Origin of the sequence: Pseudomonas sp. ACN8 (assembly GCF_002303925.1) — a bacterium.
GTDB lineage: Bacteria > Pseudomonadota > Gammaproteobacteria > Pseudomonadales > Pseudomonadaceae > Aquipseudomonas.
In genome coordinates this window covers 77,965-99,955 of the sequence record NZ_MRCS01000022.1, presented here as the reverse complement: position 1 = coordinate 99,955, position 21,991 = coordinate 77,965, and the positions used below count along the sequence as shown (strand labels likewise).

Annotated in this window: 23 protein-coding genes; all 23 read left to right on the top strand. The window is 59.9% G+C overall.

Annotation, left to right across the window (positions count from 1 at the left end):
• Positions 1 to 49: 49 nt before the first annotated feature.
• The 23 genes from BSF44_RS14625 to fliN all read left to right on the top strand — a co-directional run bounded on the left by BSF44_RS14625 (position 50) and on the right by fliN (position 21,964).
• On the top strand, positions 50 to 1,342 hold the full coding sequence (locus tag BSF44_RS14625; protein WP_095944087.1) for a motility associated factor glycosyltransferase family protein: 1,293 nt from the start codon (positions 50 to 52) through the stop codon (positions 1,340 to 1,342).
• Positions 1,339 to 1,608, top strand: coding sequence for a hypothetical protein (locus BSF44_RS14620; protein WP_095944086.1), 270 nt, complete (start codon positions 1,339 to 1,341; stop codon positions 1,606 to 1,608). The genes BSF44_RS14625 and BSF44_RS14620 overlap by 4 nt, the downstream gene beginning before the upstream one ends.
• 255 nt (positions 1,609 to 1,863) lie before the next feature.
• Positions 1,864 to 2,709 carry a flagellin domain-containing protein gene (locus BSF44_RS14615; RefSeq protein WP_008052859.1) on the top strand — a complete coding sequence of 282 codons (846 nt, stop codon included), beginning with the start codon at positions 1,864 to 1,866 and terminating at the stop codon, positions 2,707 to 2,709.
• A 71-nt stretch (positions 2,710 to 2,780) separates the two neighbouring features.
• A complete protein-coding gene (locus BSF44_RS14610; RefSeq protein WP_095944091.1) occupies positions 2,781 to 3,146 on the top strand; it encodes a flagellar protein FlaG in 366 nt (121 codons plus the stop codon).
• Positions 3,147 to 3,228: 82 nt separating this feature from the next.
• A complete protein-coding gene (gene fliD / locus BSF44_RS14605; protein ID WP_095944085.1) occupies positions 3,229 to 4,671 on the top strand; it encodes a flagellar filament capping protein FliD in 1,443 nt (480 codons plus the stop codon).
• Positions 4,672 to 4,801: 130 nt separating this feature from the next.
• Positions 4,802 to 5,197 carry a flagellar export chaperone FliS gene (fliS, locus tag BSF44_RS14600; protein ID WP_095944084.1) on the top strand — a complete coding sequence of 132 codons (396 nt, stop codon included), beginning with the start codon at positions 4,802 to 4,804 and terminating at the stop codon, positions 5,195 to 5,197.
• A gap of 10 nt (positions 5,198 to 5,207) precedes the next feature.
• Entirely contained in the window at positions 5,208 to 5,504 is a 297-nt protein-coding gene (gene fliT, locus BSF44_RS14595; protein WP_095944083.1) for a flagellar protein FliT, read from the top strand.
• 172 nt (positions 5,505 to 5,676) lie between these two features.
• Positions 5,677 to 7,152 (top strand): sigma-54 dependent transcriptional regulator, encoded by a 1,476-nt coding sequence (locus BSF44_RS14590; protein WP_095944082.1) that lies wholly within the window; start codon positions 5,677 to 5,679, stop codon positions 7,150 to 7,152.
• A gap of 128 nt (positions 7,153 to 7,280) precedes the next feature.
• Positions 7,281 to 8,474 carry a PAS domain-containing sensor histidine kinase gene (locus tag BSF44_RS14585; protein WP_172435352.1) on the top strand — a complete coding sequence of 398 codons (1,194 nt, stop codon included), beginning with the start codon at positions 7,281 to 7,283 and terminating at the stop codon, positions 8,472 to 8,474.
• A gap of 5 nt (positions 8,475 to 8,479) precedes the next feature.
• Positions 8,480 to 9,853 carry a sigma-54 dependent transcriptional regulator gene (locus BSF44_RS14580; RefSeq protein WP_095944080.1) on the top strand — a complete coding sequence of 458 codons (1,374 nt, stop codon included), beginning with the start codon at positions 8,480 to 8,482 and terminating at the stop codon, positions 9,851 to 9,853.
• A gap of 233 nt (positions 9,854 to 10,086) precedes the next feature.
• On the top strand, positions 10,087 to 10,413 hold the full coding sequence (gene fliE / locus BSF44_RS14575; RefSeq protein WP_008052868.1) for a flagellar hook-basal body complex protein FliE: 327 nt from the start codon (positions 10,087 to 10,089) through the stop codon (positions 10,411 to 10,413).
• A 16-nt stretch (positions 10,414 to 10,429) separates the two neighbouring features.
• On the top strand, positions 10,430 to 12,217 hold the full coding sequence (fliF, locus tag BSF44_RS14570) for a flagellar basal-body MS-ring/collar protein FliF (RefSeq protein WP_095944079.1): 1,788 nt from the start codon (positions 10,430 to 10,432) through the stop codon (positions 12,215 to 12,217).
• Entirely contained in the window at positions 12,210 to 13,229 is a 1,020-nt protein-coding gene (gene fliG / locus BSF44_RS14565) for a flagellar motor switch protein FliG (RefSeq protein ID WP_007983391.1), read from the top strand. The genes fliF and fliG overlap by 8 nt, the downstream gene beginning before the upstream one ends.
• A gap of 4 nt (positions 13,230 to 13,233) precedes the next feature.
• Complete coding sequence (gene fliH / locus BSF44_RS14560; protein WP_095944078.1) at positions 13,234 to 14,031, top strand: flagellar assembly protein FliH; 798 nt, start codon at positions 13,234 to 13,236, stop codon at positions 14,029 to 14,031.
• A complete protein-coding gene (gene fliI, locus BSF44_RS14555) occupies positions 14,021 to 15,379 on the top strand; it encodes a flagellar protein export ATPase FliI (protein WP_095944090.1) in 1,359 nt (452 codons plus the stop codon). The genes fliH and fliI overlap by 11 nt, the downstream gene beginning before the upstream one ends.
• A gap of 6 nt (positions 15,380 to 15,385) precedes the next feature.
• Positions 15,386 to 15,835, top strand: coding sequence for a flagellar export protein FliJ (fliJ, locus tag BSF44_RS14550; RefSeq protein ID WP_095944077.1), 450 nt, complete (start codon positions 15,386 to 15,388; stop codon positions 15,833 to 15,835).
• 89 nt (positions 15,836 to 15,924) lie between these two features.
• Entirely contained in the window at positions 15,925 to 16,224 is a 300-nt protein-coding gene (locus BSF44_RS14545) for an STAS domain-containing protein (RefSeq protein WP_095944076.1), read from the top strand.
• Between the two features lie 5 nt (positions 16,225 to 16,229).
• The gene (locus tag BSF44_RS14540) at positions 16,230 to 17,936 is read left to right on the top strand and encodes a fused response regulator/phosphatase (RefSeq protein ID WP_095944075.1); all 1,707 of its coding nucleotides are present in this window, start codon (positions 16,230 to 16,232) and stop codon (positions 17,934 to 17,936) included.
• 30 nt (positions 17,937 to 17,966) lie between these two features.
• Positions 17,967 to 18,317 (top strand): Hpt domain-containing protein, encoded by a 351-nt coding sequence (locus BSF44_RS14535; protein ID WP_095944074.1) that lies wholly within the window; start codon positions 17,967 to 17,969, stop codon positions 18,315 to 18,317.
• A gap of 100 nt (positions 18,318 to 18,417) precedes the next feature.
• Entirely contained in the window at positions 18,418 to 19,788 is a 1,371-nt protein-coding gene (locus BSF44_RS14530) for a flagellar hook-length control protein FliK (RefSeq protein ID WP_095944073.1), read from the top strand.
• 181 nt (positions 19,789 to 19,969) lie between these two features.
• Positions 19,970 to 20,473 (top strand): flagellar basal body-associated protein FliL, encoded by a 504-nt coding sequence (gene fliL / locus BSF44_RS14525; protein WP_095944072.1) that lies wholly within the window; start codon positions 19,970 to 19,972, stop codon positions 20,471 to 20,473.
• 9 nt (positions 20,474 to 20,482) lie between these two features.
• Positions 20,483 to 21,451 (top strand): flagellar motor switch protein FliM, encoded by a 969-nt coding sequence (gene fliM, locus BSF44_RS14520; protein ID WP_008052878.1) that lies wholly within the window; start codon positions 20,483 to 20,485, stop codon positions 21,449 to 21,451.
• 66 nt (positions 21,452 to 21,517) lie between these two features.
• The gene (gene fliN / locus BSF44_RS14515) at positions 21,518 to 21,964 is read left to right on the top strand and encodes a flagellar motor switch protein FliN (RefSeq protein ID WP_095944071.1); all 447 of its coding nucleotides are present in this window, start codon (positions 21,518 to 21,520) and stop codon (positions 21,962 to 21,964) included.
• The last annotated feature ends 27 nt before the right edge of the window (positions 21,965 to 21,991 follow it).

Below are 21,991 nucleotides of genomic sequence, written 5' to 3'. Positions count from 1 at the left end.
AGGTTACACCTTGAGCGCTATTTTTTTGCCCGAATTTTCACGAGGCGCCATGAGCGAGTTTTTTCAATCGAATGCCGACGTTATCCAGCGTCGCTGGCCTCTGGTGGCTGCCCGCCTGTTGGCGGAAGATCCGTCATCGCTGCAGGCAGATCTGGTGGAAGGGCTGGGTTCGACGTTGAGCATCAACGGCATTCAACTGACCAGCCGCCATGACCGGACGCGCGAGGCGCAAATCCAGGCGGCGAGCCTGGCGCAGAACAGTCGGGTGCTGCACGTCTATGGCACCGGGCTGGGCGATCTGCAACTGGAACTGTTGCAGCGTCCGCAGCTCAAGCAATTGCACGTGCATCTGCTCAACGGTGCGGTGTTTGCGTTGGTTCTGCAGTTGCTCGATCAACAGCCGTGGCTCAACGATCCGCGCATCGAATTGCATTACGCCGGCGATCTTGCGGAAATCTGCCTGCCGTTTTTCGCGTTGCCCTCGGAGTTGGTATTGGCCGACAACTACAACGCCAAGATCCGTGATCGGCTGATCAGCGAAACCCACCTGAGCTTCAACAATCGCGAGTTCGACCCGCAATCACCGGAATGCGTCGAGCGTCTGCAAGCCAGCAAGACGCTGCTGCAGGGTGATGGCGATGTAGCTGAGCTGTTTGGCTCGCAGACTGGACGCGATGTTTTCGTGATTGCCACGGGGCCGAGCCTGGAGCTGCACTTCGAGCGCCTGCGAGCCATTCGCGAGCAAGCCGAGCGGCCGTTGTTCATTTGTGTCGATACGGCGTATCGCCCGTTGCTGGAACACGGCATTCGTCCAGACTTTGTGGTCACCATCGATCAGCGCATTTCGGCCCGGCATCTGCCGCCGACGGATACTGCTTCAATAGCGCTGATCTATATGCCCATGGTTGATCCGCAGGTGCTCGAGGACTGGCAAGGCGTGCGCTACGCCGCTTACTCGGCCAGTCCGATCTATCAAGCGATTCGCCAGCAACTGCCTCGCGGCGAACTGTATGTCGGTGGCAGTGTGATTCATCCGGCGGTGGATCTGGCGGTGAAAATGGGTGCGGCGCAGATCACTCTGTTCGGCGCCGACTTTGCTTTTCCTGGCGACAAGACCCATGCCGGTTGGGGCGACGGTGATCTGGGGCCGCAACTGGTCGCAGCCAAACACTGGGTGCTCGATGGTCATGGACAGCGAATCAAGACCCAGCTCAACTTTCGCAGTTATCTGTGCGAACTGGAGCGCTACATCGCCAGGCATCCGCAGGTGCGTTTCCATAACACCAGCCGGGCAGGAGCGATGATTGCCGGAACGGCGTTTGATCCGGAGTGGGCGGTATGAGCATGAGCGATTCGTTTGTTGTCAGGGCGCGCGAGTGCGCCGTCCTGTTTCGCCTGGGGCGGGACGTGGAGGCCGAGGGCGTGATGATCGATCTTGTGACTGATATACAGCCGTCATTCGACAAGGCATCGCAGCAAAGTCAGCAGCAGTGGTTGCAGGTGCTTGCTCAGATGCTGCAATGCCAGGAAACCCAGAATTGGTTGGCGTTGGCCGACTATCTGGAATACGAGCTGGTACAGGTGGTGACTGACAATCTGTCCATTTGAACAATTTTGCTCTGTCGCGGCTGTCAGGAGGGCATTGTTCTGAGTGAGTGGCGAATTCCTGACGCCATTTATTCGCTGTCGAGCGGTCGCCAAGACCTTGATTTACGGGGGGGTGGCCACCTGATGGCAAAAATTTTCGAAATTCTGCTAAAGCAACCTGCGTTGGCGACGATAACTATTACGAAGGTTCTCTAGGCCATACCGGGCGGTTGCCAGGGCCGGAAGCCGTAGTACCCAACCAACGAGGAATTCGTCATGGCTTTAACAGTAAACACCAACACTACTTCCCTGGGTGTTCAGAAGAACCTGAACCGTGCGTCCGACGCACTGTCGACCTCGATGTCCCGTCTGTCCTCCGGCCTGAAAATCAACAGCGCTAAAGACGACGCCGCTGGCCTGCAGATCGCTACCCGCATGACTTCGCAAATCCGTGGTCAGACCATGGCTATCAAAAACGCCAACGACGGTGTTTCGATCGCTCAGACCGCTGAAGGCGCTCTGCAAGAGTCGAGCAACATTCTGCAACGTATGCGTGAAATCTCGCTGCAATCGCGAAACGACTCGAACGGTACTGCTGACCGTACCGCTCTGGACAAAGAATTCCAACAGTCCGTTGCTGAATTGACCCGTATCGCTCAATCGACCAACCTGAACGGTAAGGCTCTGATCGACGGTACTGCTGGTGCGATGGAGTTCCAGGTAGGTTCGAACACAACTTCCGACAACCAGATCACTCTGACCCTGTCGACCAGCTTCGACGCCAGCGCCCTGGGCATGACCGGTCTGGTCATCTCTGGTGTGGACAACGCTACCAACCACACCAACGTTGATGCTTCGATCTCGGCAATCGATGCTGCCCTGGCAAACATCAACGCCACTCGCGCTGACCTGGGTGCTGCTCAGAACCGTTTCTCGACCACCATCTCCAACCTGCAGAACATCAACGAAAACGCCAGCGCTGCACTGAGCCGCGTACAAGATACCGACTTCGCTGCTGAAACTGCACAGCTGACCAAGCAGCAGACTCTGCAACAAGCTTCCACCGCAGTTCTGGCCCAGGCCAACCAACTGCCATCCGCTGTACTGAAACTGCTTCAGTAATAGCCGATGAGTTTTGGCGGGGGAGTGCGCTTGCGTGCTCTCTCGCTTTTTCACTTTGAGAGGTGATGGACATGGATATGAGCGTCAAGCTGAACTTGTCTTATCCTGCGGCACAGCAGGCGACGACTGTTGCCGACAAGCCTGCGCAGAAGCCTCGAGCGGAAACTGCGCAAGTGGTAGCCGTCAAGGAAGAAAGTAAAAGCGCAAAAACCGAACAGGAAAAACTGAAGATGGCCGTTGAGGAAATCGAAAAGTTCGTACAATCGGTCAAGCGTAACCTGGAGTTTTCGATTGATGAGCCTTCAGGCAAAGTAGTGGTCAAGGTAATTGCCGGCGACTCCGGTGAGGTGGTCCGCCAGATCCCCAACGAAGAAGTCCTGAAACTGGCAAACAGTTTGAATGATGCAAGCAGCCTGTTGTTCAGCGCAAAAGTCTGACAGCTGGCACGAATTTTGTTGCTATGTTCTTTTGGGCGTTGTAGTGGTCAAAAGGCCGGCGACACACTGAAGGGAGCTCAACATGGCAAGTCCAATTCTACCGGGTCTGGGTTTAGGCTCTGGCCTCGATACCACCGCCATCGTCAAAGCATTGGTGGATGCCGATAAGGCCGCCAAACAGAATCAGATCACTCGTCAGACGGCTACCAACACTTCGCAGATCTCCGCGATTGGTAGCCTCAAAAGTGTCCTGGCGAACTTTCAGGCGGCGATCAAGAATCTGGGCGATACCAAAAATCCGCAATTCCTGGGTTTCACTGCGACGTCCGCCGATCCAAAAGTGCTGACAGCGGTAGCCAGCAATACGGCCGTCAACGGTACGTATTCGATCAAGGTCACCAACCTTGCGACCTCCTCCAAAGTGGCGACTGCCGCTTTTGTTGGTGGCGTCACCAGCTCTATTCCTGAAGGTACGCTGAATATCACGCAAAATGGCGTCAGCCGTCCCGTGACCATTCCGGCGGGCGCAACGTTGCAATCGGTGCGTGATGCGATCAACACCCAGCAGGGCGCCAACGGCTTCAGCGCCAACATCGTGACCGACCAGTACGGTTCGCGTCTGGTGATGGGTTCGACGACGACCGGTGCCGGTTCCGATATCACCCTCAGTGGTATTGCAGGCCTGGAAATCACCGCTGGCCAGAAAATGGACACGCCGCCGACGGCGACCTCGGCCGGTGCCATCGGTGAGTTCGCGATGGATGCGAGCTTCAGCGTGGATGGCCTCGCGCTGACCAGCAAGAGCAACACGGTCGATAAGGCGATCTCCGGCTTGACCCTTAATCTGGTCGCCGGTGGTAATGCAACCACAACGGTAACAGTGGGCCCGAACAGCGATGGCTTGAAAAAATCCATTCAGACGTTCGTGGATGCTTACAACCAGGTCGTGACCAGCGTGAATGCCTTGACCAAGCCAACTCTGGATGACGACGGCAAACCGACCGTTGCGGCAGCGTTGACCGGTGACCCTCTGGCGCGCGGTATTCTGGCGTCGATTCGTGAGCCTCTGGCCACGACGGGTGCGGGTGACAAACTCACGGTTCTGTCGCAGTTGGGTATTACCACCAACCAGAAGACCGGTGCGCTGGATTTTGACAGTGCCAAGTTTACAACCGCCATGGGTGCGCAGCAGCTCGGTGGTGAGGTTCAGAAGCTGTTCCTGGGCGACCCGGCAGCAACCGGTGCCGCCTCCAAAGGCTTGCTGGATCGTATGAACGATGCCATCACGCCTTATACCGTCACCGGCAAGGACGGCATCCTGGATGCGCGCTCGACCAACCTGGCCAAGGCCAAGACCAATCTGTCCAACCAACAGGTCGCGCTGGATCGTCGGGTTGAAACGCTAACTGCCGTGTTGACCAAAAAGTACAACGACATGGACACCCTGGTCGGAAAGCTGAAGGCCACTGCCAGCAACATTACTTCGATGTTCGAAGCGATCTCGGCGCAGCAGAAGAACAGCTGATAACGCGGTAAACGCCAAAAGCCCGGCGACGTTTTCGGCGTTCCGGGCTTTTTGCATTTGCATCTAAAGTTTTTTGACGCGTCGTCGATATGCTGGTTATACGAACCAAAGAATTCAGATGAGGTACAACATGAATCCAATGTTAGCCCTTCGCCAATATCAGAAGATTGGCGCTCAGGCCCAGACTTCCGAAGCCAGCCCTCATCGTCTGGTGCAAATGCTGATGGAGGGAGGCCTGGATCGAATTGCCCAGGCCAAAGGTGCGATCGAACGCAAAGACATCCCGAACAAGGGTGTGTTCATCAGCAAGGCCATCGGCATTATCGGTGGTCTGCGTGAAGGTCTGGATCTGGATAACAAGGCTGAGTCGGTGGGCGAGCTGGACAGTCTCTACGCTTACATGATGAAACGTCTGGCGCAAGCCAACGTCAATACCGATTCAAAGATCCTCGACGAAGTCGCTGACCTGCTGAACACGGTCAAGGACGGCTGGGATGCCATCGGCACGCCAGGTCCTCAGTTTTAAGGAGATCACCATGAGTCTTGTATTGCAGCGAATCGAACAAACCCGGGAAGGTCTTGTAGGCGCTCTGGCCGAGCGTAACTGGGAAGCTATCGGGGAGTTGGACCAGGCTTGCCGTTCCTGCATGGAAGACGTCTTGAGTGAACCTTCGGTGGACGAGGCGGCGTTGCGCGATAATCTTGAGGAGTTGCTGGGGGTCTACAAGCAGCTACTTGAGGCGGCAACGGGAGCGAGGCAGGCGATAGTCGATGAGATGTCGCAGATCCACCAAGCACAAAACGCGGCAAAGGTTTACCATCTGTTTGGTTAATTAAACCCAGGTTAATCCAGACATGTGCGCCATAAATTTGACTGTGCACGGTTTTTTGACTTAACTAGTGGCTGGTTCCAGATTTCAGTCGTCTTCAGGCATATCAGGCCTGCAAGCGTTTAGCTTGCCCCAGCATTTTGGGCATTGAGTTGACTAGGGAAGTTGCTATTGCATGTGGCGTGAAACCAAAATTCTGCTGATCGATGACGATAGCGTCCGCCGCCGCGACCTGGCGGTGATTTTAAATTTTCTCGGCGAAGAAAATTTACCCTGCGGTAGCCATGACTGGCAGCAGGCTGTCGGCTCTTTGTCGTCAAGTCGTGAAGTGATCTGCGTCCTCATCGGGACGGTCAACGCTCCTGGTGCACTTCTGGGTTTGCTTAAGACACTCTCGACATGGGATGAGTTCCTTCCGGTTTTGTTAATGGGCGATAATTCTTCCATTGACCTGCCCGAAGACCAGCGTCGGCGAGTGCTTTCGACCCTCGAAATGCCGCCCAGCTACAGCAAATTGCTCGATTCGCTGCACCGTGCCCAGGTCTATCGCGAGATGTACGACCAGGCCCGCGAGCGCGGTCGCCATCGCGAACCCAATCTTTTCCGCAGCCTTGTCGGTACCAGCCGGGCGATTCAACACGTCCGCCAGATGATGCAGCAAGTCGCCGACACCGATGCCAGTGTGCTGATCCTCGGTGAGTCCGGCACCGGCAAGGAAGTGGTTGCGCGCAACCTGCATTACCATTCCAAGCGCCGCGAAGCGCCGTTCGTGCCGGTCAACTGCGGTGCGATCCCGGCCGAGTTGCTGGAAAGCGAATTGTTCGGCCATGAGAAGGGCGCCTTCACCGGGGCGATCACCAGCCGCGCCGGTCGATTCGAACTGGCCAACGGCGGCACCCTGTTCCTCGATGAAATCGGCGACATGCCGCTGCCGATGCAGGTCAAGTTGCTGCGCGTGTTGCAGGAGCGCACCTTCGAGCGCGTGGGCAGCAACAAGACCCAGAGCGTCGACGTGCGCATCATTGCGGCGACCCACAAGAATCTCGAAAGCATGATCGAGATCGGCACCTTCCGCGAAGACCTGTACTACCGCCTGAATGTGTTCCCGATCGAGATGGCGCCGCTGCGTGAGCGCGTCGAAGACATTCCGCTGCTGATGAACGAACTGATCTCGCGCATGGAGCACGAGAAGCGCGGTTCGATCCGTTTCAACTCGGCGGCGATCATGTCGCTGTGCCGCCATGCCTGGCCGGGCAACGTCCGCGAACTGGCCAACCTGGTGGAGCGCATGGCGATCATGCACCCATACGGCGTGATCGGCGTGGTCGAGTTGCCGAAGAAATTCCGCTACGTCGACGATGAAGACGAGCAAATGGTCGACAGCCTGCGCAGCGATCTGGAAGAGCGCGTGGCCATCAACGGCCATACCCAGGACTTCACCGCCAATGCCATGCTGCCGCCGGAAGGCCTGGACCTGAAGGACTACCTCGGTGGTCTGGAGCAGGGGCTGATCCAGCAGGCGCTGGATGATGCCAACGGCATTGTGGCCCGCGCTGCCGAGCGCCTGCGCATCCGTCGTACCACGCTGGTGGAAAAGATGCGCAAGTACGGCATGAGCCGTCGTGATGGAGACGAACAGGCGGATGATTGACGCCTGTTTTCCAATCCATTCATTTATAAGCAGTTTTTTTTAGGCACGGGTATTGCTAAGTCCCTCGCAACGTTCCGTTTAACTGACGGTCAGCCAAGCGAGAGAGCACGATGCCCCAAGCCGCCCAGATGTCTCCTGTCCCTGATGCTTCGCGGCAACCGTCGTCCGTAGAGCAGGCGAGCCGGCTTGGCCTTGAGCAGGCATTCGCGCTGTTCAATCAGATGTCCAGTCAGTTGACCGATTCCTACAGCATGCTTGAAGCCCGGGTCACCGAGCTCAAGGGTGAATTGGCGGTGGTCAGCGCCCAGCGCATGCAGGAACTGGCGGAAAAAGAACGCCTGGCCAACCGCCTGCAAAACCTCCTCGATCTGTTACCCGGCGGTGTCATCGTCATTGACGCCCAGGGCATCGTGCGCGAAGCCAATCCGGCGGCGTGCGAGTTGCTGGGACTGCCGCTGGAAGGTGAATTGTGGCGCCACGTCATTGCCCGCTGTTTTGCGCCGCGCGAAGACGATGGCCATGAAGTCTCCCTCAAGGATGGTCGGCGCCTGTCGATCGCCACGCGCTCGCTGGACGCCGAGCCAGGCCAGTTGGTGTTGCTCAACGACCTGACCGAAACCCGCCACCTGCAGGATCAACTGGCTCGTCATGAGCGGCTGTCGTCACTGGGGCGCATGGTTGCTTCGTTGGCTCATCAGATACGCACGCCGTTGTCCGCCGCGTTGCTGTATGCCAGTCATTTGACCGAGCAAGAGCTGCCGGTCGCCACCCAGCAGCGCTTTGCCGGGCGCCTCAAGGAGCGCCTGCACGAACTGGAACATCAGGTGCGCGACATGTTGGTCTTCGCCCGTGGTGAGTTGCCGCTGACCGATCGCGTAACCCCCGGTCAATTGATGCAATCGTTGCAAGCGGCGGCGCTGACCCATGTACAGGATCTGCCGATCCGCTGGCAGTGCGATAGTCACTCGGGTGCGTTGCTGTGCAATCGCGACACCCTGGTCGGCGCGATCCTCAATCTGATCGAGAACGCCATTCAGGCCAGTGCCGGTCAATTGCGTCTCAAGATTCACCTCTATACCCGCGGCAGCAACCTGCGCCTGTGCGTGAGCGACAGTGGCTGCGGTATCGATGCCGCCGTTCTGGCGCGATTGGGTGAGCCATTTTTTACCACCAAGACTACCGGAACAGGTCTTGGCCTGACCGTGGTCAAGGCAGTGGCTCGTGCTCATCAGGGAGAATTGCAGTTGCGTTCGCGGCTTGGTCGCGGCACCTGCGCGCAGGTGATCCTGCCGTTGTTCAGCAGCGCTCAAGGAGCGGAGTGACACAGATGGGTATCAAGGTTCTGTTGGTCGAGGACGACCGCGCGCTGCGCGAGGCATTGGCCGATACGCTGTTGCTCGCGGGGCACGATTACAAGGCGGTGGGTTCGGCAGAGGAGGCGTTGCTTGCCGTCGGCGAAGAGGCCTTCAACCTGGTAATCAGCGACGTCAACATGCCGGGCATGGACGGCCACCAGTTGCTGGGCCTGCTGCGAGCGCGGCAGCCGCAGTTGCCGGTGTTGCTGATGACCGCCCACGGTGCGGTCGAGCGTGCGGTCGATGCGATGCGCCAGGGGGCGGCGGACTATCTGGTCAAGCCATTCGAGCCCAAGGCATTGCTCGATCTGGTGGGGCGTCATGCCCTGGGCAATCTCGGCCTGGCCGAGGGCGAAGGGCCGATAGCATTCGAGCCGGCGAGCGCGCAGCTGCTCGAATTGGCAGCGCGGGTCGCGCGCAGCGATTCCACGGTGTTGATCTCGGGTGAGTCGGGCACGGGCAAGGAAGTGCTGGCGCGCTACATCCACCAGCATTCTCATCGCGCCAATCAGCCGTTCATTGCGATCAACTGCGCGGCGATTCCGGACAACATGCTCGAAGCGACCTTGTTCGGGCACGAGAAGGGTTCCTTCACCGGCGCCATTGCCGCGCAAGCCGGCAAGTTCGAGCAGGCCGACGGCGGCACCATTCTGCTCGACGAAATTTCCGAAATGCCCCTGGGGCTCCAGGCCAAATTGCTGCGCGTGCTGCAAGAGCGCGAGGTCGAAAGGGTTGGGGCGCGCAAACCGATCACATTGGACATTCGTGTGGTCGCCACCACCAATCGCGACCTCGCGGGTGAAGTGGCGGCGGGGCGCTTCCGCGAGGATCTTTACTATCGTCTGTCGGTGTTTCCCCTGGCCTGGCGCCCGTTGCGCGAGCGCACCGCCGACATCCTGCCGCTGGCCGAGCGCCTGCTGGCCAGGCACGTCAATAAAATGAAGCATGCGGCTGCCAGATTGTCCCCCGAGGCCCAAGCGTGCCTGATCGGTTATCCGTGGCCCGGCAACGTGCGTGAACTGGACAACGCGATTCAGCGTGCGCTGATCCTGCAGCAGGGTGGCTTGATCCAGCCGCAGGATTTCTGCCTGACCGGGCCGGTGGCTTGCGCACCACTGCCGACGTTGGCGCGTCCCGTGGAAGTCGAGTCCGAGTCGGCCGGTGCGCTGGGCGATGATCTGCGTCGCCGTGAATTTCAGATGATCATCGATACCCTGCGCGCCGAGCGCGGTCGTCGCAAAGAGGCGGCCGAGCGCCTGGGCATCAGCCCGCGAACCCTGCGTTACAAGCTGGCGCAGATGCGCGATGCCGGCATGGATGTGGAAGCCTTTTTGTTCGCCACCTGATGCCTTCCCCCCTGTAGGAGCGAGCCTGCTCGCGATGGTCGCCAACGATAACGCTGGGAACCTGACACCCCGCGGTGTTCTCGGGTTCATCGCGAGCAGGCTCGCTCCTACAGGAGGGGGGCGTAAGGAAGGGCTTTTGTGAAACAAGCCATGGAGCTGGCACCCTTGTTGCTAACACCTCACTACCCGTCGAGTGAGTGTCAAAAAAATGCGGGTCGTCAAAGAGAGAGACCATGAGCCAAGGTATTGAATTCAATCGGTTGATGCTGGATATGCGCGCCATGCAAATGGATGCCATGTCTGCGCCGAAATCCACTGCCGTCCCTGAAATGACGGGCAGCAGCTTTTCCGACATGTTCGGTCAGGCCATCAATAAAGTGAACGACACCCAGCAGGCTTCCACGCAGTTGGCCAGTGCGTTCGAAATCGGCAAAAGCGGCGTCGATCTCACGGACGTGATGATTTCCTCGCAGAAGGCCAGCGTGTCGTTCCAGGCGTTGACCCAGGTGCGCAACAAAGTGGTTCAGGCCTACCAAGACATCATGCAGATGCCGGTTTAAAGGACGAGATTGAGTCATGGCAGATGCAGTCGCCGATAACGTTCCGGCCAAGGCCACTTCAATAGACGGCAAACCGCCGCTGTTCGGGTTGTCCTTCCTGGAAAACCTCTCCGAGATGACCATGTTGCGTCAGGTGGGCCTGTTGGTCGGCCTGGCAGCGAGCGTGGCGATTGGTTTTGCCGTGGTGTTGTGGTCCCAGCAACCGGACTACCGGCCTCTGTACGGCAGCCTTGCCGGCATGGACGCCAAGCAGGTCATGGATACCCTGGCCTCCGCCGATATCCCGTACACCGTCGAACCCAATTCAGGTGCCTTGCTGGTCAAGGCCGATGACCTGTCCCGTGCCCGGCTCAAGCTCGCGGGCGCTGGTGTCACTCCCAGCGACGGCAACATCGGCTTTGAAATCCTCGATAAGGAACAGGGGTTGGGCACCAGCCAGTTCATGGAGGCGACCCGTTATCGTCGCGGCCTCGAAGGCGAACTGGCACGCACCATTTCCAGCCTGAACAACGTCAAGGGTGCCCGCGTGCACCTGGCAATCCCGAAAAGCTCGGTGTTCGTGCGCGACGAGCGCAAGCCGAGCGCTTCGGTTCTGGTTGAGCTCTATTCCGGTCGTTCCCTGGAACCCGGCCAGGTCGTGGCCATCATCAACCTGGTGGCGACCAGCGTTCCCGAACTCAGCAAGTCGCAGATCACCGTGGTCGACCAGAAGGGCAACCTGCTCTCCGATCAGGCGGAAAACTCCGAGCTGACCATGGCCGGCAAGCAGTTCGACTACAGCCGCCGGATGGAAAGCATGCTCACCCAGCGCGTGCACAACATCTTGCAGCCGGTGTTGGGCAACGACCGTTACAAGGCCGAAGTCTCGGCCGACGTGGATTTCAGTGCGGTCGAATCGACTTCCGAGCAATTCAACCCGGATCAACCGGCGTTGCGCAGCGAACAGTCGGTCAACGAACAGCGTACCGCCAGCAATGGCCCGCAAGGCGTACCGGGTGCCCTGAGCAACCAGCCGCCAGCACCGGCCTCCGCGCCGCAAACCACCGGCGGCACTCCGGGGGCAGCCGGCATGGTGCAGCCGGGTCAGCCACTGGTTGATGCCAACGGCCAGCAAATCATGGACCCGGCCACCGGTCAGCCGATGCTCGCACCGTACCCGGCGGACAAGCGTCAACAATCGACCAAGAACTTCGAACTCGACCGCTCCATCAGCCACACCAGGCAGCAACAGGGCCGGTTGAATCGCCTGTCGGTGTCGGTGGTGGTCGATGATCAGGTCAAGATCAACCCGGCCAACGGTGAAACCAGCCGTGCGCCGTGGACCGCCGATGAATTGGCGCGCTTCACGCGTCTGGTGCAGGACGCAGTCGGCTTCGATGCCAGCCGTGGCGACAGTGTCAGCGTGATCAACATGCCGTTCTCCGCCGAGCGCGGTGAAGCGATTGCCGAAATTCCGTTCTACTCCCAGCCCTGGTTCTGGGACATCGTCAAGCAAGTGCTGGGCGTGCTGTTCATCCTGGTGCTGGTGTTCGGTGTACTGCGTCCGGTGCTCAACAACATCACCGGCGGTGGCAAGGGCAAGCAGCTTGTTGGCTTGGGTAGCGATGTCGAGTTGGGTGGCATGGGCGGTCTGGACGGCGAACTGGCCAACGACCGTGTCAGCCTCGGTGGCCCGACCAGCATCCTGTTGCCGAGCCCGAGCGAAGGCTATGACGCTCAGTTGAACGCAATCAAGAGTCTGGTGGCAGAAGATCCGGGTCGTGTGGCCCAGGTCGTGAAAGAGTGGATTAACGCAGATGAGTGATAACCGAGCCGTTGCCGCCAAACTGTCCAAGGTCGACAAAGCCGCAATCCTGTTGCTGTCCCTGGGTTCCACCGATGCTGCCCAGGTGCTGCGCCACATGGGCCCCAAAGAGGTTCAGCGCGTGGGCGTGGCCATGGCCCAGATGGGTAATGTGCACCGCGAGCAGGTCGAGCAGGTGATGAGCGAGTTCGTCGATATCGTCGGCGACCAGACCAGCCTGGGCGTCGGCTCCGACGACTATGTGCGCAAGATGCTCACCCAGGCCCTGGGCGAAGACAAGGCCAACGGCCTGATCGACCGCATCCTGCTCGGTGGCAACACCAGTGGCCTCGACAGCCTGAAGTGGATGGAGCCGCGCGCCGTCGCCGACGTGATCCGTTACGAGCACCCGCAGATCCAGGCGATCGTGGTGGCGTATCTCGATCCGGACCAGGCCGGTGAAGTGCTCGGCAACTTCGACCACAAGGTGCGGCTCGACATCATCCTGCGGGTGTCCTCGCTGAACACCGTGCAGCCCGCGGCCTTGAAAGAGCTCAATCAGATTCTCGAGAAGCAGTTCTCGGGCAACTCCAATGCCTCGCGCACCACTCTGGGTGGCATCAAGCGCGCGGCGGACATCATGAACTTCCTCGACAGCTCGATCGAAGGCCAGCTCATGGACTCGATCCGCGAAGTCGACGAAGACCTGTCGGGTCAGATCGAAGACCTCATGTTCGTGTTCAACAACCTGGCCGATGTCGACGACCGCGGGATCCAGGCGCTGTTGCGCGAAGTCTCCTCCGATGTGCTGGTACTGGCCCTCAAGGGGTCGGACGAAGGCGTCAAGGAGAAGATTTTCAAGAACATGTCCAAGCGTGCGGCCGAACTGTTGCGCGACGACCTGGAAGCCAAGGGCCCGGTGCGCGTCAGCGATGTGGAAACCGCGCAGAAGGAAATCCTCACCATCGCCCGCCGTATGGCCGAAGCCGGAGAAATCGTTCTCGGCGGCAAAGGCGGCGAGGAAATGATCTAACACCATGGTCAAGAATGATGATGCACCCACTGACCTGATCCGGGCCAGGGATGTCGGTGGCTTCGAGTCCTGGGCACTGCCCAGCTTCGACCCGCCGGAACCCGAGCCGGAACCAACACCGGAACCCGAGCCGCCGGAAATGGAGGACGTGCCGCTGGAGGAAGTCCAGCCACTGACCCTCGAAGAACTCGAAAGCATTCGCCAGGAAGCTTACAACGAAGGTTTCGCGGTGGGTGAGAAGGAAGGTTTCCACAGCACCACGCTCAAGGTCCGTCAGGAAGCCGAACAGGCACTGACGCCGAAGCTTGCCGGGTTGGAGCAGTTGATGGCGCACCTGTTCGAGCCCATCGCCGAGCAGGACACCCAGATTGAAAAGTCCCTGGTCGACCTCGTGCAGCACATCACCAGACAAGTGATTCAGCGTGAACTGGCCATCGACTCGACGCAGATCGAACACGTCATGCGCGAAGCCCTCAAGCTCTTGCCGTTGGGCGTGGGCAATGTGCGGCTGTATATCAATCCGCAGGACTTCGCACAGGTCAAAGCCCTGCGCGAACGCCATGAGGAAACGTGGCGCATCGTCGAGGACGAATCGTTGTTGCCTGGCGGTTGCCGGGTCGAGACAGAACACAGCCGCATCGACGCCACGGTCGAAACCCGTATCGCGCGGGTAATGGACAAGCTGTTCGATCAGTTGCACGAGCAGGCCTTGCACCCGGCCGCGCCGGACCTGAGCCTGGAACTGCCGATCCACAGCCAACCTGCGGCCGCGCCAGAGCCGGATGCACCTGATGCGCCTTGAGCGCACCAGCTTCGCCAAGCGCCTGGGCAGTTACGCCGAGGCGACTACGCTTGCCGGTGCGCCGATCCTTGAGGGCCGCCTGCTGCGCATGGTCGGCCTGACCCTCGAAGCCGAAGGCCTGCGCGCCGCCATGGGCAGCCGCTGCATGGTTATCAACGACGACAGTTATCACCCGGTGCAGGTCGAAGCCGAAGTGATGGGCTTCTCCGGCAGCAAGGTCTTTCTGATGCCGGTTGGCAGCGTCGCTGGTATTGCCCCTGGCGCCCGCGTTGTTCCCTTGTCCGATACCGGGCGTTTGCCGATGGGCATGAGCATGCTCGGGCGGGTGCTCGATGGCGCCGGTCGCGCGCTGGACGGCAAGGGCGGGATGAAGGCCGAAGACTGGGTGCCGATGGATGGCCCGACCATCAACCCGCTCAAGCGCGAACCGATCAGCGAACCGCTGGACGTGGGCATCCGGTGCATTAACGGCATGTTGACGGTCGGGCGCGGTCAGCGGCTTGGGCTGTTCGCCGGTACCGGTGTCGGTAAATCCGTGCTGTTGGGCATGATGACCCGCTTCACCGAGGCCGACATCATCGTCGTCGGGTTGATCGGTGAGCGGGGTCGCGAAGTTAAAGAATTCATCGAGCACATCCTCGGTGAAGAAGGGCTCAAGCGTTCAGTGGTGGTGGCGTCCCCGGCGGACGATGCGCCGCTGATGCGCCTGCGCGCGGCGATGTATTGCACGCGCATCGCCGAATATTTCCGCGACAAGGGCAAGAACGTTCTGTTGCTCATGGATTCGCTGACCCGTTTCGCCCAGGCCCAGCGGGAAATCGCCCTGGCCATCGGCGAGCCGCCGGCGACCAAGGGTTATCCGCCGTCGGTGTTCGCCAAGCTGCCGAAACTGGTGGAGCGGGCCGGCAACGCGGAGAAGGGCGGTGGTTCGATCACCGCGTTCTACACCGTGCTGTCCGAAGGCGATGACCAGCAGGATCCGATTGCCGACTCGGCGCGGGGCGTGCTCGACGGGCACATCGTGCTGTCCCGGCGCCTGGCCGAGGAAGGGCATTACCCGGCCATTGATATCGAGGCGTCCATCAGCCGGGTAATGCCGGCGGTGGTGTCGCCGGAACACATGACCCGTGCGCAGTATTTCAAGCAACTGTGGTCACGCTATCAGCAGAGCCGCGACCTGATCAGTGTCGGCGCCTATGTCGCCGGAGGAGATCGCGAGACCGATCTGGCGATTTCCCTGCAACCGCAATTGGTCAAATACCTGCGCCAGGGCCTCAACGACAGCATCAGCCTGGGCGAAAGCGAGGCGTATCTGGCCTCGATCTTCGCGCCCGCGGCAGGCGGTTAAGCGGTCATGGCCCTGAGTCGGGCAGGAAGGCTGGCGCCGGTGGTGGAAATGGCCGAAAAGGCCGAGAAAACCGCGGTCCAGCGTCTGGGGCACTTTCAAGGGCAGGTTCGCCTGGCACAAAGCAAACTCGCCGACCTCGAAGCCTTCCGTCTCGACTATCAGGAACAATGGATCGTACGCGGCAGCAGCGGTGTCTCGGGCCAGTGGTTGCTGGGCTATCAGGGCTTTCTCGCGCAACTGGGCACGGCCATCGACCAGCAGCGGCAAAGCCTGGCCTGGCATCAGAACAACTTGAACAAGGCCCGGGAAACCTGGCAGCAGGCGTTTGCCCGGGTTGAAGGCTTGCGCAAGCTGGTTCAGCGCTACGCCGATGAAGCGCGGGCGCTTGAAGACCGGCGCGAACAGAAGCTGCTGGATGAATTGTCCCAGCGCTTGCCGCGCGAGAACCCCTATTGAGCGTGCTTTCAAAAAACGCGCAGGCTTGCCCCTATCGACACCTGATGCTAAACCTTCTAAACGTTTTATAAAGACAAGGAAGCCATGAAATGTCGGTGATTACAGAAGTGTCCGAGGATGGACAAAGACTGACGATCTCGATCAGGGGACGATTCGATTTCGCCAAGCATCAGGAATTTCGTAAGTCCTACGAAGATAGAGAGCTATCAGCGGTCGTGGTCGACCTGAAAGACGCCACTTACCTCGACAGTTCGGCCCTGGGGATGCTGCTGCTGTTGCGCGATCACGCCGGTGGCGACGACTCCGATGTGCGCGTCGTCAACAGCAGCACCGATGTGCGCAAAATCCTCGCCATCTCCAACTTCGACAAACTGTTCGACATCAGTTGATTGCCATGCAGCCACTGGAGCCGCTGACGATCCTGATTGCCGAGGACAGCGCCGCTGATCGCCTGCTGTTGTCGAGTATCCTGCGCCGCCAGGGGCACGAGGTACTGACAGCGGCCAACGGCGTCGAAGCGGTCGAGGTGTTTGGCCAGCAACACCCGCACCTGGTGTTGATGGATGCGATGATGCCGGTCATGGACGGCTTCGAGGCGGCCCGGCAAATCAAGGCCATGGCCGGTGAAACCCTGGTGCCGATCATCTTCCTCACGTCGTTGTCCGAAAACGAAGCCTTGGCCCGCTGCCTGGAAGTCGGCGGTGACGACTTTCTGGCAAAGCCCTACAACCAAGTGATTCTCGCCGCCAAGATCAAGGCGATGGATCGCTTGCGGCGCTTGCAGGACACCGTGCTGCAACAGCGTGACCAGATCGCCCGGCACCACGACTATTTGCTCAACGAGCAGCGCGTGGCCAAGGCCGTTTTCGACAAGGTGGCGCACTCCGGCTGTCTGAATGGCGCACCGAATATCCGTTATCTGCAATCGCCCTATGCGCTGTTCAACGGCGACCTGTTGCTGGCCGCGTTCACTCCGGCCGGAGACATGCACGTGCTGCTGGGCGACTTCACCGGCCACGGTTTGCCAGCGGCGGTAGGCGCCATGCCCCTGGCCGAAGTTTTCTACGGCATGACCGCCAAGGGCTATGGCCTGGCGGAAACCCTGCGCGAGATGAATGCCAAGCTCAAGCGCATCCTGCCGGTGGACATGTTCTGCTGTGCCACGTTGCTGTGCCTGAGTTTTCAGCGCCGTTCGGTGGAGGTCTGGAACGGCGGCATGCCCGACGGTTACCTGCATCGCATTGCCAGTGGCGAGCGCACGCCTCTGCCGGCGCGGCACCTGCCTTTAGGGGTGCTGAGCCCGGAATCCTTCGATGAGCGTACCGACATGTATCCCATGGCCCTCGGGGATCGGGTGTTTCTCCTGTCCGATGGGGTGATCGATACCTGCGACGCCAATGATCAGTTGTTTGGCGTACAGCGATTGCAGCAGGTATTTGCCACCAATCGACATCCGGATGCGCTGTTCGAAGAGATCGAGCAGGCGTTGCGTCATTTCGGCGGAGAAACGCGTGACGATGTCAGCATGGTCGAAGTCAGCCTGCTGGAGTCGGCGCAGATCAGCCCGCCGGCGTTGGTCTACTCCGACAGCGGCCAGTCCTGCCCGCTGGACTGGTCGGTAAGTTTCGAGTTTCGCGCCGCCACGCTCAAGCGCTTCAACCCGTTGCCCTACCTGTTGCAGTTGTTGCTTGAGGTCCATGGTCTTCGGGCTCAGAGCGGTGCGCTCTACAGTGTGCTGGCGGAGCTCTATTCCAATGCGCTGGAGCATGGCGTGCTGGGGCTGGATTCGGGCCTCAAGCGCGATGCCTCGGGGTTTGCGCGGTATTATCAGGAGCGCAATACCCGGCTGGACGAGCTGCGCGAAGGCTATGTACGGTTAAGTTTGCAGGTGACGCCAACGGACGATGGCGGTTGCCTGACCATTCACGTTGAAGACAGTGGCAAGGGTTTCGATGTCGAGCGGGTGATGGCAAGACCTTTGGAAGACATCCGCCTGTCGGGACGCGGGGTCAGTCTGATCCGCCAGTTGGGGCGTAATGCCCGCTGGACCGACGATGGTCGAAGTGCACGCGTGGAGTTTATCTGGGAGGCTCTGGCATAATCCGCGCATTCTTGATCAAGGAGTGAGCAAGTGGACGACACACATGTGGATCGCGACGTGCTGAGTGCATTGCAGGAAGTGATGGAGGAGGGCTATCCGGATCTGCTGGATATCTTTCTTGCTGACTCCGAAGAGCGCCTGAAAGTCTTGAGAGCGGCAGACAGCGCCGCATTGCTCGTTGCAACCGCCCATAGCTTCAAGGGCAGCAGCAGCAATATGGGCGCCCTCAGGCTGACCGAGCTATGCCACCAGCTTGAGCAGCAGGCCAGAAGCTTGCCACGCCCCGCCGTTCAGGAACTGGTCGGCGAAATCGATCGCGAGTTCGCCGGTATCCGGCCTCTGTACGAAGCTGAACGACAGCGTTGCCCGGCGAAAATCTGAGCACACGCTGCATTTGGTCTTCTTCGAGTGAAACTGGCTCGACCTTTGCAGTCAACTTATCTAACTGTACTTACGAGCCCCGTGCAGCGGAGACCGTTTCATGCCCGTTACCCCCGATATTCTGCTTCAGGCCTTCAGGCAGGCCAAGACTCAGGCCGGCTCCGCCAGTCCTGTGGCACTGACCGCTGAGCCCGGGGGCAAGGCCGCAAGCTTCGCTCATGTCTACGCCAGCGAGGCCCAGAGCAAGTCCAAGGCGTTGGCGGATGCCTCGGTCAGGCCGGGTAGCGACAAAGCCCGCGATGTTTCCGGAAAAAAAGATGCTGGTGACGACAAGTCTGCCGCCGAGGAACCGGTGGTTGCCGATGGCGGCAAATCCTTGCCTGCCGACCCTTCAGTGCAGGTTGACGACAAGGCCGCCGACGATGAAGCGTCAGATGCCGGCCAGGTTCAGGTCGTCGATGCCCTGCCGCTCGATCCGGCGCTTGATCCTTCAACGCAGCAAGTCCTTCAGCCAGTCGATCCGACACCGGCACCGGTAGCGCCCGTCGTGGCCGACACCGTGCAACCTGCCGTTGAAGTGTCGGTTGGCGCCGCAGTTACCGCTACGGCTGCAATCGCTCCGGCGCCGGCCACTGCCGACGGCGATTTCGATCCCTCGACCGATCCGCTCGACGCATTGCCGGCGGTACGCCTGGCGATGGAGCAGGGCGGTCACGTATCGGCTTCCAGCCAGGCGCAGCCCAAGGCTGCACCGGCACAGGCGCAAGCCCAGGCTGACGGGGAGCTGACGTCGGCGCAAAACTTTGCCGCGGGCATGGCAACCATGCTGGATGTTCAGGGCGACAAGAACGGCACCAGCCAGGGCGACGCCAAGGCTTTCAGCGGCCTGATCGATGACGGCCTGAAGGATCTCAAGTCCGCCAGCAGCGACACCCGTGTCGATGATTTCGCCAACCGTCTGGCAGCGCTGACCCAGGCGGCCACACCGAAGACCGCCAATGCCTTGCCGGTGAACCAACCGATCGCCATGCATCAGAGCGGCTGGACCGAAGAGGTGGTGAACCGGGTCATGTACCTGTCGAGCGCCAATCTCAAGGCGGCGGACATCCAGTTGCAGCCCGCTGAACTCGGGCGTCTGGATATTCGGGTGAACATGGTTCCCGATCAACAGACCCAAGTCACGTTCATGAGTGCGCATCCGGGTGTCCGAGAGGCGCTGGATGGGCAGGTCCATCGCTTGCGCGACATGTTCGCGCAGCAGGGCATGGGGCAGGTCGATGTCAATGTTTCGGACCAGTCCCGTGGTTCGCAGCAAGGGCAGGAACAAGCCGGGCAAAGCCACAGCGGTCGGGCCAGTACCAGCGGCGGTCGCCTTGATTCAATGGATGACGACATGACCCCGGGCATCGCTGAAGCGGCGGCCAATACCACCCGCGTGATCGGCTCCAGCGCGGTCGATTACTACGCCTGATCAAACGCCCCCCTCTGTAGGAGCGAGCTTGCTCGCGATGATCATTAACGATAACGCGTGCTTGCTGGCTAAACGCGCCGTTCTTGAATTCTTCGCGAGCAGGCTCGCTCCTACATGGCATAACACTTGCTCTTGCCTTGCCGTGCGACTGTGAAAACCCGATTAGTGACGGATTATTGGCATGGCGAAGAGCGACGCAGCAGTAAAAGACCCCGCAACCAAAGGCAAACTCAAGCTGATTATCTTGATCGTGGTGGCCCTGCTGCTGGCGATCGGTGTGTCCGTGGGCGCGACCTGGTACTTCATGCACAGCGCTCAGAGCAAACCTGCCGCCGCCGTGGCTGAAACCGCTCCGATCGGCAAGCAGCCAGCGATTTTCGAGTCGATGGCGCCGGCTTTCGTGGCCAACTTCAACCAGAACGGTCGCCAGCGCTACATGCAAGTGAGCATCACCATGCTCGCGCGCAATCAGGCGGATCTGGAGGCGCTCAAGGTCCACATGCCGGTGATCCGCAATAACCTGGTCATGCTGTTCTCCGGGCAGGATTTTGCGACCCTCGCCTCGCCGGTCGGCCAGGAAATGCTGCGGCAGAAAGCCACCGCCAGCGTCCAGGAAGTGGCGCAGAAAGAGCTCGGCAAAGTGGTGATCGAACAGTTGCTTTTCACTAATTTCGTACTGCAGTAGGAACACGACATGGCCGTGCAGGACCTGCTGTCCCAGGATGAGATCGACGCGCTGTTGCATGGCGTCGACGATGGTCTGGTACAGACCGAGAACGCTGCCGAACCCGGCGCCGTCAAAAGCTATGACCTGACCAGCCAGGATCGCATCGTCCGTGGACGCATGCCGACCCTGGAAATGATCAACGAGCGTTTCGCCCGCTATACCCGCATCAGCATGTTCAACATGCTGCGTCGCTCGGCGGACGTGGCGGTTGGTGGTGTGCAGGTGATGAAGTTCGGCGAATACGTGCACTCGCTGTACGTGCCGACCAGCCTCAACCTGGTCAAGATCAAACCCCTGCGTGGCACCGCGCTGTTCATCCTCGACGCCAAACTGGTGTTCAAGCTGGTGGACAACTTCTTCGGTGGCGACGGCCGGCACGCCAAGATCGAAGGGCGTGAATTCACCCCCACTGAACTGCGTGTGGTGCGCATGGTGCTGGAGCAGGCCTTCGTCGACTTGAAGGAAGCCTGGCAGGCGATCATGGAAGTCAATTTCGAGTACATCAACTCGGAAGTGAACCCGGCCATGGCCAACATCGTCGGCCCGAGCGAAGCCATCGTGGTGTCGACCTTCCACATCGAACTCGATGGCGGTGGCGGTGACCTGCACGTGACCATGCCGTACTCGATGATCGAGCCGGTGCGCGAAATGCTCGACGCCGGCTTCCAGTCGGACCTCGACGACCAGGACGAGCGCTGGGTCAATGCCCTGCGCCAGGACGTGCTGGACGTCGACGTGCCGATCGGTGCGACGGTGGCTCGTCGTCAGTTGCGCCTGCGCGACATCCTGCACATGCAGCCGGGGGATGTGATCCCGGTCGACATGCCGGAAGAAATGATCATGCGCGCCAATGGCGTGCCGGCCTTCAAGGTCAAGATGGGTTCGCACAAGGGCAACCTGGCGTTGCAAGTGATCGAGCCGATCGAGCGCCGTTGAACGGCGCTCGTACCCATTCGCGATTAACCGAATTCTGAATTTTTGCTCGCCGAGGACACTGACACTATGAGTACGCAAGACGATCAGGCTCTGGCCGATGAGTGGGCAGCAGCCCTGGAAGAAACCGGTGATGCCGGGCAGGCCGATATCGACGCCTTGCTGGCCGCCGATTCCGGCAACTCCGCGTCCAACCGCCTGCCGATGGAAGAGTTCGGCAGCGTGCCGAAAAACAACGATCCGGTGAGCCTGGAAGGCCCGAACCTGGACGTGATCCTCGATATCCCGGTGTCGATCTCCATGGAAGTGGGTAGCACCGACATCAACATTCGCAACCTGCTGCAACTGAACCAGGGTTCGGTGATCGAGCTCGATCGCCTGGCCGGCGAACCGCTGGACGTGCTGGTCAACGGCACGCTCATCGCCCATGGCGAAGTGGTGGTGGTCAACGAGAAGTTCGGCATCCGCCTGACGGACGTGATCAGCCCAAGCGAACGCATCAAGAAGCTGCGCTGAGTGAAAAGTGTTCTCGGATTTGTGTTG

Coding starts and splice junctions, on each gene's coding strand:
- BSF44_RS14625 (WP_095944087.1), top strand. CDS start 50: ATGAGCGAGTTTTTTCAATCGAATGCCGACGTTATCCAGCGTCGCTGG.
- BSF44_RS14620 (WP_095944086.1), top strand. CDS start 1,339: ATGAGCATGAGCGATTCGTTTGTTGTCAGGGCGCGCGAGTGCGCCGTC.
- BSF44_RS14615 (WP_008052859.1), top strand. CDS start 1,864: ATGGCTTTAACAGTAAACACCAACACTACTTCCCTGGGTGTTCAGAAG.
- BSF44_RS14610 (WP_095944091.1), top strand. CDS start 2,781: ATGGATATGAGCGTCAAGCTGAACTTGTCTTATCCTGCGGCACAGCAG.
- fliD (WP_095944085.1), top strand. CDS start 3,229: ATGGCAAGTCCAATTCTACCGGGTCTGGGTTTAGGCTCTGGCCTCGAT.
- fliS (WP_095944084.1), top strand. CDS start 4,802: ATGAATCCAATGTTAGCCCTTCGCCAATATCAGAAGATTGGCGCTCAG.
- fliT (WP_095944083.1), top strand. CDS start 5,208: ATGAGTCTTGTATTGCAGCGAATCGAACAAACCCGGGAAGGTCTTGTA.
- BSF44_RS14590 (WP_095944082.1), top strand. CDS start 5,677: ATGTGGCGTGAAACCAAAATTCTGCTGATCGATGACGATAGCGTCCGC.
- BSF44_RS14585 (WP_172435352.1), top strand. CDS start 7,281: ATGTCTCCTGTCCCTGATGCTTCGCGGCAACCGTCGTCCGTAGAGCAG.
- BSF44_RS14580 (WP_095944080.1), top strand. CDS start 8,480: ATGGGTATCAAGGTTCTGTTGGTCGAGGACGACCGCGCGCTGCGCGAG.
- fliE (WP_008052868.1), top strand. CDS start 10,087: ATGAGCCAAGGTATTGAATTCAATCGGTTGATGCTGGATATGCGCGCC.
- fliF (WP_095944079.1), top strand. CDS start 10,430: ATGGCAGATGCAGTCGCCGATAACGTTCCGGCCAAGGCCACTTCAATA.
- fliG (WP_007983391.1), top strand. CDS start 12,210: ATGAGTGATAACCGAGCCGTTGCCGCCAAACTGTCCAAGGTCGACAAA.
- fliH (WP_095944078.1), top strand. CDS start 13,234: ATGGTCAAGAATGATGATGCACCCACTGACCTGATCCGGGCCAGGGAT.
- fliI (WP_095944090.1), top strand. CDS start 14,021: ATGCGCCTTGAGCGCACCAGCTTCGCCAAGCGCCTGGGCAGTTACGCC.
- fliJ (WP_095944077.1), top strand. CDS start 15,386: ATGGCCCTGAGTCGGGCAGGAAGGCTGGCGCCGGTGGTGGAAATGGCC.
- BSF44_RS14545 (WP_095944076.1), top strand. CDS start 15,925: ATGTCGGTGATTACAGAAGTGTCCGAGGATGGACAAAGACTGACGATC.
- BSF44_RS14540 (WP_095944075.1), top strand. CDS start 16,230: ATGCAGCCACTGGAGCCGCTGACGATCCTGATTGCCGAGGACAGCGCC.
- BSF44_RS14530 (WP_095944073.1), top strand. CDS start 18,418: ATGCCCGTTACCCCCGATATTCTGCTTCAGGCCTTCAGGCAGGCCAAG.
- fliL (WP_095944072.1), top strand. CDS start 19,970: ATGGCGAAGAGCGACGCAGCAGTAAAAGACCCCGCAACCAAAGGCAAA.
- fliM (WP_008052878.1), top strand. CDS start 20,483: ATGGCCGTGCAGGACCTGCTGTCCCAGGATGAGATCGACGCGCTGTTG.
- fliN (WP_095944071.1), top strand. CDS start 21,518: ATGAGTACGCAAGACGATCAGGCTCTGGCCGATGAGTGGGCAGCAGCC.